The following is a 13,511-nucleotide window of genomic DNA, read 5'->3' as shown; positions in this document are numbered from 1 at the left end:
TTCAGGCCCCCGGTCCGGGGCGAGCGACACCGGCAACACGTACATTGCCAGATGCGACGTCAATACCGCGCTGGGTGATGGTTGCGGTGTGGACAGAGGCCGACAGTTCCTCGACCGTTACCAAGCCCATATCGCGCAACCAGGCATAGTCGCCCCGCACCATATCGCGCGAACAACTGAACCCGAAATGATCGACAACCGAATGCATCACACTGTCGTTCGCCGAGTATCCGTTTTCTTCTTTCAGATATCGCAGAATGGTCAAACGGCGTTTTTCCGCGACAAAATCAGGATAGCTCACGGTTATGCCCCTTTGTTGGTCAGCAGGAAATCTTCGATGCGATTAAGAACACGTTCGTATCGATCCTGATTTCGGTACGCAGCCTCGACACGTTCCATCAGCCCGCCCATTTTTCCGGACAGCTTCTCAAGCGCCATGCTCAGATCGTGGATCTCGGACTGGTCGGGCAGATCCTCGAGCATCTCCTCAACCCTTTTGACCCGGCTTACCAAGCCGTCGAGTTGCTTTTTGTCTTCCTCATAGTCTTTGCGAGTGACAAAGCGTTCCTTGATCGACCAGCCAATCCAAGCGATGAAGCCCTGAAGAACCAAGGCGATGAGCCAACCGTATTTTGTCAGTAGTTCAAGCGTCACGACCTATTTCCCCCGCTCAAAATCGCTCTGGCAACGCACGCAGCGAACTGCATGTGGATTTGCTTTCCGTCGCGCTTCCTTGATCGGTTCACTGCAATCGATACATTCGGCGCGCCCGGCCCCTGTTTGGTTGCGGCGGGACTTGGCCTTTGCCTGGTCCCGCCACATTTCCTCGTTCGCCTGTGCGGCGTCGATCATGTCAGGCATCGATGCCGCCTTGATGCAGCTCGTTGCGCAAAGCATCGGTCAGGGCATTAAGCTCGGCCCATTCTGCGTCGGTTGGATCTCGATTTTCGGCGATCATCCTGTCAATCGCTTCCTTTGCCTTGATGGCCATCGGCACACCGGCCGAAACGGCATTGCCGATCTGGATACCAAGCAGGATCAGTTGTGCGATGCTCACGGCAGGGCTCCTTTCTTCGAAAGATATGCCCCGAATTCGGCCAGGGCTGATCGCGCTGCCGAGATCGCCACCGGAATGGCTGGACTATCCCCGGCCCGAACGGCTCCCTGCGCCTCCTTCAAGGCGTCATGTGCAGCAATTTCCAGCCGCTTGACGATATCGGCCGTTGCGGGATCGGTCTGCGGACTTCGGACAAACTCGGTCGCCGCGACCAGCGCTGTGTTGTAATCAGACTGAAGGGCGAAAACCGTCTGTGCGGGTGTCGCGCCCTCGGTCTGATAGGCGGTGTAGGAGGCGCAAGCCACCGGCCCGCCAAGCCCGATGCCACCAAAGACAAGTAACGCAATGGCAATCGACCGGATGGCATTCTTATCCACCTTGCCGATGGTATGGCTGGCCTTGATCCGGCCATAGATCGAAAGACCGGTACCGACCACACCGCCAAAGGCAACCAGAGCCGTGACGATTTCAGTCTGCATTTCCGGTGCGATTGTGACGCCGAGGCTCGCGCAAAGCGTCGAGATCAACGATACGAGAGCACCGATAATGGTTTTGGACTGCCACCATTGTTTGGTGGCGATTTCAGGCGTGGACATTTTCCGTCTCCTCGTTCATGTCCCAAAGACCCCGCACATCCTCGATCGCGCGCAGGAAATGCTGATGCGTTCCTGCACCTGCAGGCGTGTTGTAATGCTGTTTCCAATAGGCGGCGATATCGGGCCAATCACCTGCGGATGGCAGCGGATCGGGAGACATCCAGTATTTGAGCCGTGCCAAAGCGCAGCCAAAGAACGGGTTGCCATACAGCTCATCAATTGCCTTTTCCCGCCCCGGCAGGACGCGAAGGCGATGAACAATATCTTCCAGGGCGCGTTTGCGCTGGACCTTAAGCCAGCGTTCGAAAACGTCATTTGCCGTTGCCGGTTCGATCTGGAAAAATCCACGTGCGGGACCGCCGCCGTGTTGAGAAACAGCCGCAAGCCCGCTTTCCGCTAAGGCGGTGCCCAGCAGCAATTGCTCGGCTGCCACACTATTCAGACGTGGGTCAACTGAACTAAGGCTTGAAAGCACCGGTCGAATGACGGTGCCGAGAAATAGCTTCGGGGGAAACATGACTTGCTCCAACTGTGTTGGTAGCAAGATGCGCGATCTTGATCTTATCGCGCGTGGCCGGAACTGTTCCGGCTATCACTCTTTTTCGGAAAAAAGGTCCGGCTGGGTCTGTTGACGCACTTCAGAGCGGACTTTGCGTACATATCGCTGTGAACAGCCAAGCGTCAAGGCAACGGTTCGATTGGTCCCATCAGCGTCCATAATGCGGGTTTTCTTGAGGTCGCGGAAGGTACCGCGCGGAATCTCGATCTTGCGTCCGCCGAATTCAGCACACAAAGCCTCAAGCCGGTCAAGCCCGATGATATCGGTGAATGAGTGAGAAGGGTTAGCCGTGATCGGAATATAAATGTCCTCGGTTCCTCCAAATGCTTCTGCAAGACGCACGGCTGCGGCCGGGCCGATGACTTCGGCCAACCTGCGTAACCCGACAGGCCAAGAGCGGATGTCTTCAACCATTACCCCCACCTTGCAAAAGCAGTGGGTCACGCGATGCGCCGGTCACACCTGGATCAATCGTTACCTTGTCACCTGCACGATATCCAACGACGCGCGCACCATCAAAGCGACGATCCGGTAGCTTCAGGCTTGGACGATTTACAAACTCGACCCCGCGTCGTGCAATATCGGCTGAAATGCGTTCGATATGCGATGTGTGATCAAGATAGAACTTTTCCGCATCTCCCGTTGCCTCGGCGCGGGTCCACCAAAGATCACCAAGGCGCTTCGCCAGACGGGCAACAAGGGCCAGTTGAAACGCCTTTACCGCTGCGTTGCGCGTCTTGGCTTTGCGTCGCTTGGTGTATTCTGGATGCTTGCGAAACTCACCCGTCGCAAATTTGACCGCACTGCTGAGAAGATCATGAAGGTATTCAGCGACAGCAACATCAACTGGTCGCCCGGTATAGACAATGCGCGTCCGGTCAGACTTTTCATAATAGACGTGGCACGCACAGACTTTGCCAACGACAGCCCATAGACCATCGACGACAGTTCTGCGTGCCCCATAGCTATCTGCGCGAAGCTGCTCAAATTCCAAATCACCGTCGGCCAGCCCGTATTCAGACATCAAGCGAAATGCCATAGCCATTGCAGAGTTGGCTTCTGCTTCCGTGCAACCGTTTGCTACGGTTTTATTCCGCAGGTTTCTGATCTTCTCGCGAATTTTCTTCAGGTCTTCGTTCATTATCCTTGGTCCCTTCCTTCTGACCATTGCTCTTGGTGCATTCGGTGCAAGGCCAAATCCAAAGCCACCCCGTGCCATCACATGCCCGGCATTCGCTCTCAGCCATCACCGCACCCTTTTCTTGTCAGGCCAGACAGTGACCAGGCAGTGCAAACGAGCGTCATAGGTCACAACCAGCCACTGGTCAGCATGGCGAACCGTCAGACGATATCTGGCCTGACCATCGCGAACAAAGGCACGCTCAAGGCGTTCAATCGCATCCTGCAGGCTCTCGATTGCGGCGGGTGAAAGATCGATGTGTCTGGCGCGCGCCCGTTTCAGCACGTGCAGAAAACAATGAGTGCGGTGCGCGATCAGTGCATCAAGGTTCACTTGGCACCGCCTTTCAGCGCACGCACACGCGCACCAAGGGCCTCTATTGCCTGATCGGCCTGATCATCAGTCAGGTGAACATGCGAAATCTGGCGCGGGCTCTTCACAAACCGCTCAACCCACCGGCAGAGATCGAGGATGTCAAACTTTCCGGGATGCAGGATCTTCCATTGCGCTTCGAGAATGCGGCAACGCGGTCGTTCGATTTTGTCGCGGAACCCGATCGGATAGGGCGACCAGTTGACTTTGGCTTCGCGCTCAGCCCAACTTTTGAGAGCTTCAATCACTTTGTAGGCTTGTTCCGGCACCAAAAAAGCAGCGTCATCGACCTTGGCTTGCCGTTTGATGAATGCCCCCAAGGCGCTCTCAGAGGGGTCTGAGATAACTCCGAGATGATACAAAGAGATCCATAGCGCACGGATTTTGCGCGCAGTATCACTGTCCGCAAGCCGTGCCCTACCAGCACGTTTTGGCGCTTTGCGCTTCGGCTTGAAGCCAAGTGTTTTGAAATGATCAATCAGCTCGCCCAATTGTGCGGTGCCAAGCTGGGTCCGGCTTGTCTTGCCGTCGAAACGCTGCGCTATGATAGCGCGATAAGCATCGTCATCGAGTGCCAGCTCTTTCTTGGCGATTTCGATCTTTGCATAAAGGCTGCGACGGAACGGATCGATCTGCTTTTTGGGTTTGCGAACAGCACTCATGATTGATCTCCGCGTTTTGACTTGGCAACCAGACGCTCAAGCGGTGTGAGAGGAAGGTTGCGCAGCCTCTCTTCTGGTGTCACGAACCGGGAAAGGTATTCGCGTTGCGCTTTGCACCATGCCTTGTATGGCCACATGCTGCGCTCACCCCAGGGGTAAGCCTCGCGAACAGCCTTCCGTCGTTCTTTTAGCGACAGGTCAGCGGGCAAACCTCGGTCCAACTCGGCTATGATCTTGCGAGCGGTTTCGTACCAGGACGCATTCATTTCGCATGCCTCCTAAGCCAGTAACCGCGACCATGCTCGACCACGATCTGCTCAGTTCCGCCGACACGTTTGATGAGCCTTCTGAGCTTGCAAACCCGAACACGGATTTGATCCGCCCAATAGTCGGGCATGTCATCCGGATGCGGCCAAAGCGCTTCCATCAGGATTTCATCTGTCGCAAGCCGATGCCCCGATATGGCCAACAGCAAAACCGCTACGCTTGACGAGACAGCAACCACATCCTTTGGTCCGGCAAGAATCCACCCGCCCGTGTAAAGCAGGCGCAAAGAGTCAAAGGACCGCGTTTTGAGCTGCTCAATCCTGATCGTGCGGTGGTCATACTTTTTCTTGCGCGGCGTTCTGGCAAAGATTGATCCGGCTGGCTTGGTGCTGTTTGACGCGATATGGTTCATGCCGCGTCTCCAAACTTGTCGACCTGGTTGCCCCATGCCGACCAGCCTTTTCGGCGCTGACGCGCAAACAGCTCGATATATGGACCGTCAAACATCGTTTCGATCCGGTCATATTGTTCGTCAGGTTTCCGGGAGTGGCCGCGCGCTTTGGCGCGGATCTCGACATCAGGCCACCACTCCATCCAATCGCGGACAGAGCGCACCCCTTCAGGGACGCTCCCGACACCAAACAGATCATCAGGCAGCTCGGATTTAAGCGACGGATTTCCGCGTGTTGCCAACAGGCACGGCTCCAGGTTCTTTCGCGTGCCGTAGCCGGTGCCGAACGCATATTTTCCAGTGTCCGGATTGAATTTGCGCCACTCCCATGCAAGCCCTTTGAACTCAAAACCCCATGCTTTCAGAACACGGTTCCATTCGGGCATAAGCGGCCAAGTGACCCACATGAATAAAGCGCAGTCATCCGCAGCCAGAAGTTCAACCGGCATGGCTGCAATCTCATCCACTGTCATGCAGTCATAGTGGGCGGATGGTCCTTTGCCTTCACCTTTCGGGGAAAAATTGGCAAACGGCCAAGCGGCATCCGCCAGGATAACGCGAAAGCCTCCCACAGGTCGCAGATCTGCAAACTGCTTGCGCATTGTGTTAGTCATGACGCCGCGTTGCCCCCTCAAGTGAATGGCGACTGACGGCCGCGACCAGGGCCTGCCAATTGCCACCAGCCTCGATGTAGGCGCGAACCAACTGTTCAGGGTCGGAGATCGTTACAGAATGATCTGCAACCGAACCATCGGCCCTCAACGCTTCGTTCGCTTCGTGAATGGCCTTGCGGAGATGTTCGCGGGCCTTCATTCGGCCGCGACCGCGCACAAACCCGGCCGCGACGATTGCCAGATTGGCAAGCACCTTTCGGCTGTCAGGGGTTTGTCCGCGAAGCGAGGCCATTGTTTTCAATCACCTTGTTATCGTTTGCTCTGTCCCGCCAACTCAGCGGGTGGTGCAGCGGACCATTCCGGTCGGCCTTGCGGCCTTGACGGTTTTGGCAATAACGCCCTCATCTCCGCTCGCCGCTGCACCAATCAGCAGTCCGTGGACTGCTCGTTGCTGAAGCGGTACCGGGACCGAACCAAAAGCACTTGCAACAGGTTCGGGTCGGTCCCGGTTGGCTCATCAGCCACCACGCACACGTCTGCGTGGTGCCATCAGAAATCGTCTGTATTGTTCGATTGCCTGGCGGTCACCAATTGCGTCCTCGGCCGGGATACCAGGCACGCGACGGTTTGAACCGATACGGCGGCGAAGAATGGCTTCAGGACCGCTCGCGAGCTTGATCGCATTCACTGGCAACTGCTCGCCGAACTGGATATCTCCACCCTCGTAGCAATAAGCAAACATCAGGCTGCCTCCCCCTCAGAGGACTTGAAGTTGATCGCCCGATCATTGAGCACATCATCAACACGGCGCGGCCTGACACCGGGACTGCGATCCGGTGTGTAGCCATGCGATATCGCAACGCTCAATGCCCCCTTGGCATGACGTGCCAGGACATAGATCTGACGACGGTCGGCCAAGAGCACCGAGTACAAGACAGTTGGCTTACGCTTGCTCATCGGTATCCTCCGGCTCGGCAAAGAAATCAGACGGTAGGATGAGCTGGACGAACGGGTCACTGCGGCCCAACACGCCGTCGATATGTTCGCCAGTGATCTTCTTGGCCTGAAAAGCTCGCCCCAGATACTGCTCAGGAAGGCGGGAGAGCGTGATCTGAGCTGTATTGCCTCGCTTCGGCACTTTGAGCTCCCACCCTTTGGAAACCTCACTCAGCCGGAGTTTTCCTGCATGGTCATCAATGCCCCAGCGCACCATGTACTGCTTGCCTACACTGAGCTTGAGCCGTTTGACGGCCTCATCACCAAAGCGCAAAACGACCATGTTGCACTTATGAACCTTGCGGGTGGTCAGCAGAACTTCGTCAGGCTTGATAGCCGGTTTGACATTCTTGACGGGCGGCTCGATTGTTACGAATGACATTGCTCATTCCTCCTCGATCAGCGCCGCAACCAGTTTGTCGATATCACTGTCCTGCGGCTTGACAATGACAGCGTCGGTCGCATCAACAACCGAGATACCAAGACGCTTAAGGTCTTTGCCCGGAAGATTGGAAAGAGCCGTTTTCACCGGCTTTTCAGTAACCTTCACAAGGGTTGAAAACTGGTCAGGAAGTGTGTTGCGAATGCGCGCGACCAGAAGGACATCTTCGGGACATTCAAGCCGTCCTGGCTGCTTTCCAAACCCAACCTTGATCCCTGCAAACGTGCGGGATTTCGGTTTGGTAAACAGATCCGGTGCAGCCTCAATCGCGTTCTTGAGTGCTGTCTCATGCTCGCGCACGGTTTCAACCTGTTTGCGGATCATGCCCATATAGCGGGCCTTGATCTTTTCGAGATCCTCGTGCAGGGCGGTCACACCTTCCTGCAGCTCGATCCGGGCGGCAGCATAGCCCTGTGCCATTTGTTCGATCTCTGCCATCGTCGTCATAGCGGTTTCCTTTGAAGGGTCCGCCAGTAGCGGATCTGTTGAAGCCAAAAGCGAATGAAGGGAATGCGGGAACGTTTCATGCGACTGATCCCCCGCCGTCCGGCGGCAGATCGCGGCGCAGTATTTCTGCCGTGCGTCGGTCTGCCAGATTGATGACCTGACCTCGGGCAACGGCGCGCTCGATCGCGTGCAGGCTGGTCTCACCAACAGGGATCGGTCCGGCGCTATGCTCGTAAGAGCCAAGACTGTCAGAGAGCTCCTGCAGGTTGGTCAGCAAGATGTCTGTGGTTGCGTGATCGAGTTTCAGGCTCCCGGAACTGTGGTTGGCCATTTTCCGCAACGCCGCTGTGATGTTGGACAGTTTTTGGCTGATCATCACAAACCTCCTCACACTGCTGACGAGGAATGTTTTTCCCACGCCATCTTGATGTGTTCGATTGTGCGAGGAACGCCTGCGCCATTCGCCAGAAGGGTTGCCAACTGCAAGCATTTGGTCATCCCACGCAGTGCGCCTGGCTTGCGCGCAATCGCCTTGAGGTATCGGATTTCTTCTTTGTCTGTGACATCCCAGGCAGCGATCAACGCACACATGTCGGCTGCTTTCGGTTGGTTTTGTGTACAGCGCACGCCAACCCGTGAAAAAAGCTGCGCAAAACCGGGTTTGCGTCCGTTGCCTTCCAGTCGGGCGTAAACCGTTTCATTCCCAACAAACACCAGCCCGACAGTTCCGCGTGCCTTGTCATAAATGGACCGCGCCTGATCAAGCGCCTCAGTTGTCAAATGCTGGGCTTCGTCGATGATGATCAAGCCGTTGGTACCATCAACGCGGTTTACGATTGCCTTTGACAGCTTGGTTGGTGACTTCTCGGTAATGCCAAGCACTTCTGCCAATTCAAGCAACATGCCGTGCGTGCCCTTGGTGCTCGGCTCCATGGTCGCCACCCAGACATTGCGATTGGTACGGGCATATTGTTCGCACGCTGTCGTCTTACTGATACCGGCACCACCGGCGATAATGGCGATTTCCGGCAGCACGTGGGCATATTGCAACGCGCTCATGAACTCGATCGTTGACGGGGTTTCAACATAGTCGGGGATGCGAGGTACCCGCTTTGCCGTCTGCTTTTTCTCGCCCAGACCTGACAGCCAGATTTGAACCTCGCCCGCCACGCGGGAATTGTTGCCGGCATACGTGCCTTTGAACCAACCAGTGAACGTGCCGTATTTTACACCGGTCAGCTTTGCCACATCTGCTTGGCTGTAGCCCTCTGCGTCCATGACCTCTTGGACACGACTGCGGATTTCCTGAATCTCTTCGTCTGTAAAAGTGCTGTCTGTCGCAACGATATTGTTCATGCTAAAATCCTTTATTGGTCGTCTTGATCAAAGAGGGTGCGCAATGCTTGGCGGCGGCGCGCCCTCACTCATCCCGTCCGCCCTGCAGGATCTGCAGACCAGCCCGGAAATTTCGTGAAAAATCTTCTTCGTCATCAGGTGTTGGTAATGCCTCGGCTTGGCGTGCAAGGTTGCCTGTAACCAGGCGAACAGCAGCAGGCTGCGGTGCCGCCTCGGCGTCGTCGCTGTCCGGAAGCAGATCCATGTATTCTTCAAGTGAAAGTGTGCGCTCGATCTCGGCGGCTTTCTTGGTCAGGTTGATGAATGCCCGACGCTTGCGGCCATGTTCGCGCGCTGCGTTGCGATCAGCGAACCCACTGGCCTCCCAAAGGCCAACTTCGCCGATGAAACTGCCATCAAGGCGATAGGCGTAAACGCTGTCATGGAGGAAGTCCGGGTCAAACCGCACCATGATCGACTTGCCCATGTGATCATGCAGGCATTCATCCCAATAGAAGTTCCCCATAAGCTCGATCCGGCCACTGCGCTGATCCGTGCGGATCTGTTCGGCGGCTAGCAAGCACATGCGCAATTGCTCGGGGGCAGCTTTGCGGATGACGGAATCTGCGTAGCTGGCATCGAATGCCTGGTCAAAGGACCGAACCCGACCGCACACCCGCGTATTGCGCTTCGGACGTGCGTTGTGGACGCGAATGCCCTCGCCAACGACCTTCAAAAATTCATCAAGCGGGATCGCTTTACTGCGGTAGTTTTCCGGCTTGGCATCCGGCTTGTTGCCGGTGTAGGCACCGGCGAATTTCGGATGTTTCGCAATGTGGTTGCAGAAATCCCGGAACATGCGTTCGATTGGCTTGGATTGCCCGGAATACGGTGTGGTCCAGTGGATATTGATGCCCAATGCGGTGAGGATACCGCTTGGTTCTTCAGGCTTGACCTTGAACCGGAAACGGTTTGGCGTGCCGCCAGAGATGCACTTGGCGGCAAATCCGCGACCGTTATCAAGCCATGCATGATCCGGGATACCGTATTCACGGAACAAATCACCAAAGGCCAGTCGAACAAGGTCAGAGTTTTCGGATTTATCTACGCGCCAGGCGACGCATTTATTGGAATACAGATCCTGAATCGCAATCATGATCGGGCGGCAAATCTCGCCATCCGGGAACTCAACCCATACGTCCCATTTGTGACCATCAACGTTGACCGCTTCCATCGCGTGGAATTCTGATCTGTCGCGCACCTGGGGCGGATACATCATCTTGAGTTTTTCGCTGCCTTCGCGCAGCAAGACACGAACCGGAGCCGGTATTTCGCTTTCCAACCGTCGTTCCAGTGTGCGTGCAGCTGGTATTGTCCAACCATTCTCCTGCGCCGCTGTCTCAAGTCGAAGATAACAGGCAGCGAATGGCGGCTTTTCAAGGCGCAGGAAATCAGCCTTCAGACATTCCCAGGCGAGCGGGTCACAAGGTACTTTCTTCGTGCGGCCGGCATGTCGTGGACAGAGGGCAGGCAACCAGTCTTTGCGATCCAAACCTTCAACCAGCTTGAACCAGTTGTAGATCGTGGATGCACCGATGTTCTGTTGCGCAGAAACGCTGCATACGGCTTGATCCTTGGAAAGTGCACCACGTTGCAGAGTGCAAATGGCATCAAGAACAGCAAACCGGTCATGCGCCTTTTTCTTCCGCGCTTCGGGCAGAGCCTCAAACCACTCCCAGTCTACGCGGGCAGCAGTCGAACCCCTTCCATTTGATTGCGGTGCTTCGGCTTTCTTGCGGGCGATTTCCCGCTTCTGCAGCTCTGTTTGGGCCGGTATTGGCAGCAATGACCAATGATATTCCCAACCGCCGCCGCGCCCTTTGCGTTTCCTTGCAAGCGGGTCATTGTTATGGGTGGATGCATCGCGCCAGTTGTTGCGATCTGCAAGCGCATTGACACCCATCTTGGTGCCCGGTGTACCTGGCAGCCTCAATTCGGCGATTTCAGCGGGTGAAAACCACTCTTGCATTACGACTTCCTCCCGCGCCGGAGCGAATGAAGCTCCCCGTTAAGTTCTTCGATTTTTTCAGCAAGGATCGCTTCGCGGACCGTGCCCTCGTATTTCCGTGGAATGACTGTCAGGCCAAGCTCCTCGGCCAGCAGGGTCAAAAGCCTGTAATCATCGGTCGCGTGCATGAGCGCAACAGCACGTGGCACGCTGATTTTGTGATCTTCGCGCGACTGACTGGCATAGGCGTCGAGCATGTTTTTGGAGACTTCTTCACCAAGAAATTCTCCCATGCGGCGTGCTACGTCCTCGCGTTCCAGCGGTTCCTTTTCGCGGACCTTCACATCTGCAAGAATGCGAGACACCGCCAGTGCGATCTTGCCGCTGATGGTCGCTGCTCGAACCATCTGCTCTTCGAACCTTTCGACCTTCGGGCTGGAGGGATGCCAGCTCAGCAGGTCCAGTGTCTTGCGATCTGAACGTTGCCGGACCATCAAGCAGCCTCCTCGGCGTCAGGAGTTGCCATATCGAGCAAATCTTGGAGAAGAAGACGATCCCCGGCTGACAGCTCCCGGACGAACGTCCGTCGCGCGGTAAGGCCTGAATGGCGCCAGGCATCCATCAGTTTTTTGATTTCGGCTTGAGTAGTATCCGCAACCACCTTCGGCTTGCCACTGGTTCGCTCAAGCGCGGCTTTGACCGATTTAACCCCGTGCTTCTGATCAAGGATCAGTTCAACAATCTTGATCTGCGCGTCCGGCTCCTGTTTGGCCAGCAGCAACAGCTCACTCTGATTTTTGGAAAGTTCCGTGCCGACAAGGTTCTTGCGAACTTCCGGTGACAAGCTGGTGGCGATCTTTACTGATCGCTCGATCGTGCGTGGGTTAAAGCCCAGGCGATTTGCTGCATCTTTGGAAAACGACATCGTGTCGTTTTCGTTCTTGCCCTTATTGTGGCCTTGTGCTCCGTGCTTCGTCTCCGGGTGCAACTCTTCATAAATGCGTTTGCGCTCTGCAAGAAACACCGCCCTATCCAGCGGGTTTAATTCATGTCTCAGAAGGTTCTCATCAATCTCAATTAGTTTGGCTTGAAGTGGTTTGATATCGTCGACAATTTCAGCAGGGATCACATCAAGACCTGCTAGTTTCGCAGCGGCCAATCGGTGTGCACCAGCAACAAGGGTCAACTCTGGGCGCAGCGCGTCCCTTGTGGCAAATGTCCGAGAGATCGTAATTGGCTGCAGAACACGTCCACATTGACGAATGCTGTCAGCAATCACTGCAACATGGTCCTGGTCAACAGCACGGAGACGTTCACCAATCGCGATCAACTCGATATCAACCATTTCAGCCATTCAGAGCCTCATAAGAACCATAAGAGATGAATTGAGAAGGTGGCGGCGGCGCGGGGGTTGAGAGAGGGTTTGACGCCGCCGCCATGGTTCCCTGTGATCGAAAGCGACCAAACAAACCGATCAACAGAGAATGCCGGGAGTTCGTATCCGGGGAATTGTTCACGCGGCTTCGTCTTTTAGACAGTGACGAAGCCGTGGCCGATCCGTATAGTTCTGGGAAGGTTGAGGTTTGAGGCGATTTCCTTTGGCGTCGTAGCGCGACGGCCAGATATCCTTTGCCCGTAGACCAAGTGCTTCTGCGATCGCTTGCTCACCCTCTGCATGGGGATGACGAGTTGCATCGCGTGTCGTACCGACGCGAAAACCGGAAGCACGGTCTACATCAGCAAAGGTGAGCCCCTTCTGGTTCAAATCGAACCGGATCTCCTGAGGGCTTCTGTCGTGCCTGCGCACCATTGGCATCTCCTCGAACTTCCCGGCCCTGCCAGGCCGGTAGATTTGGAATGTAAAATTCCGTGAACGAGGAAAATCTGAGCCTTTTTCGACTAACAGTCAAGCGATAAAATTCGTTTACGGTTCAATAAACAGCTTCTTTCGAATGATTTATCGCTAACAGTTTGTAATTATTGATGTTTTGCGGAAGTGAAAAGTCCGAAATGAACAGTAAACCTCCGTTTTCGGTTAGCTCAGAATACCGTAAAGGCCTCATTAGCCGATTAAGGGATGTTCTGAATGGGGAAACAGCTCGCTCATTTGCGCAGCGGGCGGACATCCCACAGAGCACATTCAATAAGATAGCCACCGGGGAATCAGAACCTCGTGCCTTTACATTGTTGAAAATTGCTGACACCGCCAACGTTTCACTTCACTGGCTCGTAACCGGCGAAGGACCAAAGGATATTCGGCAGTCACAAGGTTCCCCGGACCAAAACACTCTGGACGCGATGAACTTTAAGGACCAGGGACCACCAGCCCCTCTAGATCAGGATCTGCTGATGATGATCATTGAGGAGCTGGAGAATTTTCGCTCTCAGCATAACCTCAAGTGGGACAACAAACAAAAATCTCGCCTAATTACATTAGGTTACGCTATGATGCTCGCAGAACGTGAAAAAGGTAACCAGGTAGGGCCAGAAATGATGCGCTACCTGATGCAAGCAGCATCTTAGAG

24 protein-coding genes are annotated in these 13,511 nt (G+C 55.2%); 1 reads left to right on the top strand and 23 read right to left on the bottom strand.

Translation table 11 applies throughout. The annotated features are described in order from the left end of the window. Position 1: 1 nt before the first annotated feature. The 23 genes from ACTU44_RS08720 to ACTU44_RS08610 all read right to left on the bottom strand — a co-directional run bounded on the left by ACTU44_RS08720 (position 2) and on the right by ACTU44_RS08610 (position 12,796). Complete coding sequence (locus ACTU44_RS08720) at positions 2–301, bottom strand: VpaChn25_0724 family phage protein (RefSeq protein WP_287465561.1); 300 nt, start codon at positions 299–301, stop codon at positions 2–4. Positions 302–303: 2 nt separating this feature from the next. Next, positions 304–654 carry a DUF2730 family protein gene (locus tag ACTU44_RS08715; RefSeq protein WP_287465560.1) on the bottom strand — a complete coding sequence of 117 codons (351 nt, stop codon included), beginning with the start codon at positions 652–654 and terminating at the stop codon, positions 304–306. 3 nt (positions 655–657) lie between these two features. Next, a complete protein-coding gene (locus ACTU44_RS08710) occupies positions 658–822 on the bottom strand; it encodes a TraR/DksA C4-type zinc finger protein (protein WP_462097434.1) in 165 nt (54 codons plus the stop codon). Positions 823–853: 31 nt separating this feature from the next. Next, complete coding sequence (locus tag ACTU44_RS08705; RefSeq protein ID WP_287465558.1) at positions 854–1,057, bottom strand: hypothetical protein; 204 nt, start codon at positions 1,055–1,057, stop codon at positions 854–856. Next, positions 1,054–1,653 (bottom strand): hypothetical protein, encoded by a 600-nt coding sequence (locus tag ACTU44_RS08700; RefSeq protein WP_462097222.1) that lies wholly within the window; start codon positions 1,651–1,653, stop codon positions 1,054–1,056. The genes ACTU44_RS08705 and ACTU44_RS08700 overlap by 4 nt, the downstream gene beginning before the upstream one ends. Further along, entirely contained in the window at positions 1,640–2,170 is a 531-nt protein-coding gene (locus ACTU44_RS08695; protein WP_462097221.1) for a hypothetical protein, read from the bottom strand. Before ACTU44_RS08695 ends, ACTU44_RS08700 begins: the two co-directional genes overlap by 14 nt. Before the next feature lie 75 nt (positions 2,171–2,245). Then, positions 2,246–2,626 (bottom strand): hypothetical protein, encoded by a 381-nt coding sequence (locus ACTU44_RS08690; protein WP_287465555.1) that lies wholly within the window; start codon positions 2,624–2,626, stop codon positions 2,246–2,248. Next, the gene (locus ACTU44_RS08685; RefSeq protein WP_462097220.1) at positions 2,619–3,353 is read right to left on the bottom strand and encodes a DUF2786 domain-containing protein; all 735 of its coding nucleotides are present in this window, start codon (positions 3,351–3,353) and stop codon (positions 2,619–2,621) included. The genes ACTU44_RS08690 and ACTU44_RS08685 overlap by 8 nt, the downstream gene beginning before the upstream one ends. A 105-nt stretch (positions 3,354–3,458) precedes the next feature. Continuing rightward, a complete protein-coding gene (locus tag ACTU44_RS08680) occupies positions 3,459–3,725 on the bottom strand; it encodes a hypothetical protein (protein ID WP_462097219.1) in 267 nt (88 codons plus the stop codon). Continuing rightward, positions 3,722–4,426 carry a gp16 family protein gene (locus ACTU44_RS08675; protein ID WP_462097218.1) on the bottom strand — a complete coding sequence of 235 codons (705 nt, stop codon included), beginning with the start codon at positions 4,424–4,426 and terminating at the stop codon, positions 3,722–3,724. The genes ACTU44_RS08680 and ACTU44_RS08675 overlap by 4 nt, the downstream gene beginning before the upstream one ends. Positions 4,427–4,688: 262 nt before the next feature. Further along, on the bottom strand, positions 4,689–5,105 hold the full coding sequence (locus tag ACTU44_RS08670; RefSeq protein ID WP_462097217.1) for a helix-turn-helix domain-containing protein: 417 nt from the start codon (positions 5,103–5,105) through the stop codon (positions 4,689–4,691). After that, positions 5,102–5,758 carry an MT-A70 family methyltransferase gene (locus ACTU44_RS08665; RefSeq protein WP_462097216.1) on the bottom strand — a complete coding sequence of 219 codons (657 nt, stop codon included), beginning with the start codon at positions 5,756–5,758 and terminating at the stop codon, positions 5,102–5,104. The genes ACTU44_RS08670 and ACTU44_RS08665 overlap by 4 nt, the downstream gene beginning before the upstream one ends. Then, complete coding sequence (locus tag ACTU44_RS08660) at positions 5,751–6,050, bottom strand: hypothetical protein (protein ID WP_462097215.1); 300 nt, start codon at positions 6,048–6,050, stop codon at positions 5,751–5,753. Before ACTU44_RS08660 ends, ACTU44_RS08665 begins: the two co-directional genes overlap by 8 nt. Before the next feature lie 225 nt (positions 6,051–6,275). Continuing rightward, positions 6,276–6,500: a hypothetical protein gene (locus ACTU44_RS08655; RefSeq protein ID WP_287465545.1), complete on the bottom strand. Its 225-nt coding sequence runs from the start codon at positions 6,498–6,500 to the stop codon at positions 6,276–6,278. Further along, positions 6,500–6,715, bottom strand: coding sequence for a hypothetical protein (locus ACTU44_RS08650; protein WP_462097214.1), 216 nt, complete (start codon positions 6,713–6,715; stop codon positions 6,500–6,502). The genes ACTU44_RS08655 and ACTU44_RS08650 overlap by 1 nt, the downstream gene beginning before the upstream one ends. Next, the gene (locus ACTU44_RS08645; protein ID WP_412557574.1) at positions 6,702–7,136 is read right to left on the bottom strand and encodes a hypothetical protein; all 435 of its coding nucleotides are present in this window, start codon (positions 7,134–7,136) and stop codon (positions 6,702–6,704) included. Before ACTU44_RS08645 ends, ACTU44_RS08650 begins: the two co-directional genes overlap by 14 nt. Before the next feature lie 3 nt (positions 7,137–7,139). Then, positions 7,140–7,643, bottom strand: coding sequence for a host-nuclease inhibitor Gam family protein (locus ACTU44_RS08640; protein ID WP_412557573.1), 504 nt, complete (start codon positions 7,641–7,643; stop codon positions 7,140–7,142). A gap of 76 nt (positions 7,644–7,719) precedes the next feature. Continuing rightward, the gene (locus ACTU44_RS08635) at positions 7,720–8,019 is read right to left on the bottom strand and encodes a hypothetical protein (RefSeq protein WP_287465540.1); all 300 of its coding nucleotides are present in this window, start codon (positions 8,017–8,019) and stop codon (positions 7,720–7,722) included. Between the two features lie 11 nt (positions 8,020–8,030). After that, on the bottom strand, positions 8,031–8,999 hold the full coding sequence (locus tag ACTU44_RS08630) for an AAA family ATPase (protein WP_462097213.1): 969 nt from the start codon (positions 8,997–8,999) through the stop codon (positions 8,031–8,033). A gap of 64 nt (positions 9,000–9,063) precedes the next feature. After that, complete coding sequence (locus tag ACTU44_RS08625; RefSeq protein ID WP_462097212.1) at positions 9,064–11,007, bottom strand: transposase domain-containing protein; 1,944 nt, start codon at positions 11,005–11,007, stop codon at positions 9,064–9,066. After that, on the bottom strand, positions 11,007–11,480 hold the full coding sequence (locus tag ACTU44_RS08620) for a phage regulatory CII family protein (RefSeq protein ID WP_287465537.1): 474 nt from the start codon (positions 11,478–11,480) through the stop codon (positions 11,007–11,009). Before ACTU44_RS08620 ends, ACTU44_RS08625 begins: the two co-directional genes overlap by 1 nt. Next, positions 11,480–12,340 (bottom strand): ParB/RepB/Spo0J family partition protein, encoded by an 861-nt coding sequence (locus ACTU44_RS08615; RefSeq protein WP_462097211.1) that lies wholly within the window; start codon positions 12,338–12,340, stop codon positions 11,480–11,482. Before ACTU44_RS08615 ends, ACTU44_RS08620 begins: the two co-directional genes overlap by 1 nt. A 159-nt stretch (positions 12,341–12,499) precedes the next feature. Next, the gene (locus ACTU44_RS08610) at positions 12,500–12,796 is read right to left on the bottom strand and encodes a helix-turn-helix domain-containing protein (RefSeq protein WP_462097210.1); all 297 of its coding nucleotides are present in this window, start codon (positions 12,794–12,796) and stop codon (positions 12,500–12,502) included. A gap of 200 nt (positions 12,797–12,996) precedes the next feature. On the opposite strand from ACTU44_RS08610, the gene ACTU44_RS08605 reads away from it, so the two are divergent. Next, positions 12,997–13,509, top strand: coding sequence for a helix-turn-helix domain-containing protein (locus tag ACTU44_RS08605; RefSeq protein WP_287465535.1), 513 nt, complete (start codon positions 12,997–12,999; stop codon positions 13,507–13,509). The last annotated feature ends 2 nt before the right edge of the window (positions 13,510–13,511 follow it).

The sequence above is a fragment of the Thalassospira sp. SM2505 genome, from assembly GCF_054901115.1.
This window is presented reverse-complemented; position numbering and strand designations above follow the sequence as displayed.

Excerpts from the sequence above, each read along its gene's own strand:
- ACTU44_RS08700 (WP_462097222.1), bottom strand. The coding sequence starts at position 1,653 with ATGTCCACGCCTGAAATCGCCACCAAACAATGGTGGCAGTCCAAAACC.
- ACTU44_RS08610 (WP_462097210.1), bottom strand. The coding sequence starts at position 12,796 with ATGGTGCGCAGGCACGACAGAAGCCCTCAGGAGATCCGGTTCGATTTG.
- ACTU44_RS08620 (WP_287465537.1), bottom strand. The coding sequence starts at position 11,480 with ATGGTCCGGCAACGTTCAGATCGCAAGACACTGGACCTGCTGAGCTGG.
- ACTU44_RS08695 (WP_462097221.1), bottom strand. The coding sequence starts at position 2,170 with ATGTTTCCCCCGAAGCTATTTCTCGGCACCGTCATTCGACCGGTGCTT.
- ACTU44_RS08615 (WP_462097211.1), bottom strand. The coding sequence starts at position 12,340 with ATGGCTGAAATGGTTGATATCGAGTTGATCGCGATTGGTGAACGTCTC.
- ACTU44_RS08670 (WP_462097217.1), bottom strand. The coding sequence starts at position 5,105 with ATGAACCATATCGCGTCAAACAGCACCAAGCCAGCCGGATCAATCTTT.
- ACTU44_RS08625 (WP_462097212.1), bottom strand. The coding sequence starts at position 11,007 with ATGCAAGAGTGGTTTTCACCCGCTGAAATCGCCGAATTGAGGCTGCCA.
- ACTU44_RS08665 (WP_462097216.1), bottom strand. The coding sequence starts at position 5,758 with ATGACTAACACAATGCGCAAGCAGTTTGCAGATCTGCGACCTGTGGGA.
- ACTU44_RS08650 (WP_462097214.1), bottom strand. The coding sequence starts at position 6,715 with ATGAGCAAGCGTAAGCCAACTGTCTTGTACTCGGTGCTCTTGGCCGAC.
- ACTU44_RS08640 (WP_412557573.1), bottom strand. The coding sequence starts at position 7,643 with ATGACGACGATGGCAGAGATCGAACAAATGGCACAGGGCTATGCTGCC.
- ACTU44_RS08635 (WP_287465540.1), bottom strand. The coding sequence starts at position 8,019 with ATGATCAGCCAAAAACTGTCCAACATCACAGCGGCGTTGCGGAAAATG.
- ACTU44_RS08655 (WP_287465545.1), bottom strand. The coding sequence starts at position 6,500 with ATGTTTGCTTATTGCTACGAGGGTGGAGATATCCAGTTCGGCGAGCAG.
- ACTU44_RS08690 (WP_287465555.1), bottom strand. The coding sequence starts at position 2,626 with ATGGTTGAAGACATCCGCTCTTGGCCTGTCGGGTTACGCAGGTTGGCC.
- ACTU44_RS08605 (WP_287465535.1), top strand. The coding sequence starts at position 12,997 with ATGAACAGTAAACCTCCGTTTTCGGTTAGCTCAGAATACCGTAAAGGC.
- ACTU44_RS08675 (WP_462097218.1), bottom strand. The coding sequence starts at position 4,426 with ATGAGTGCTGTTCGCAAACCCAAAAAGCAGATCGATCCGTTCCGTCGC.
- ACTU44_RS08685 (WP_462097220.1), bottom strand. The coding sequence starts at position 3,353 with ATGAACGAAGACCTGAAGAAAATTCGCGAGAAGATCAGAAACCTGCGG.
- ACTU44_RS08710 (WP_462097434.1), bottom strand. The coding sequence starts at position 822 with ATGTGGCGGGACCAGGCAAAGGCCAAGTCCCGCCGCAACCAAACAGGG.
- ACTU44_RS08660 (WP_462097215.1), bottom strand. The coding sequence starts at position 6,050 with ATGGCCTCGCTTCGCGGACAAACCCCTGACAGCCGAAAGGTGCTTGCC.
- ACTU44_RS08630 (WP_462097213.1), bottom strand. The coding sequence starts at position 8,999 with ATGAACAATATCGTTGCGACAGACAGCACTTTTACAGACGAAGAGATT.
- ACTU44_RS08645 (WP_412557574.1), bottom strand. The coding sequence starts at position 7,136 with ATGTCATTCGTAACAATCGAGCCGCCCGTCAAGAATGTCAAACCGGCT.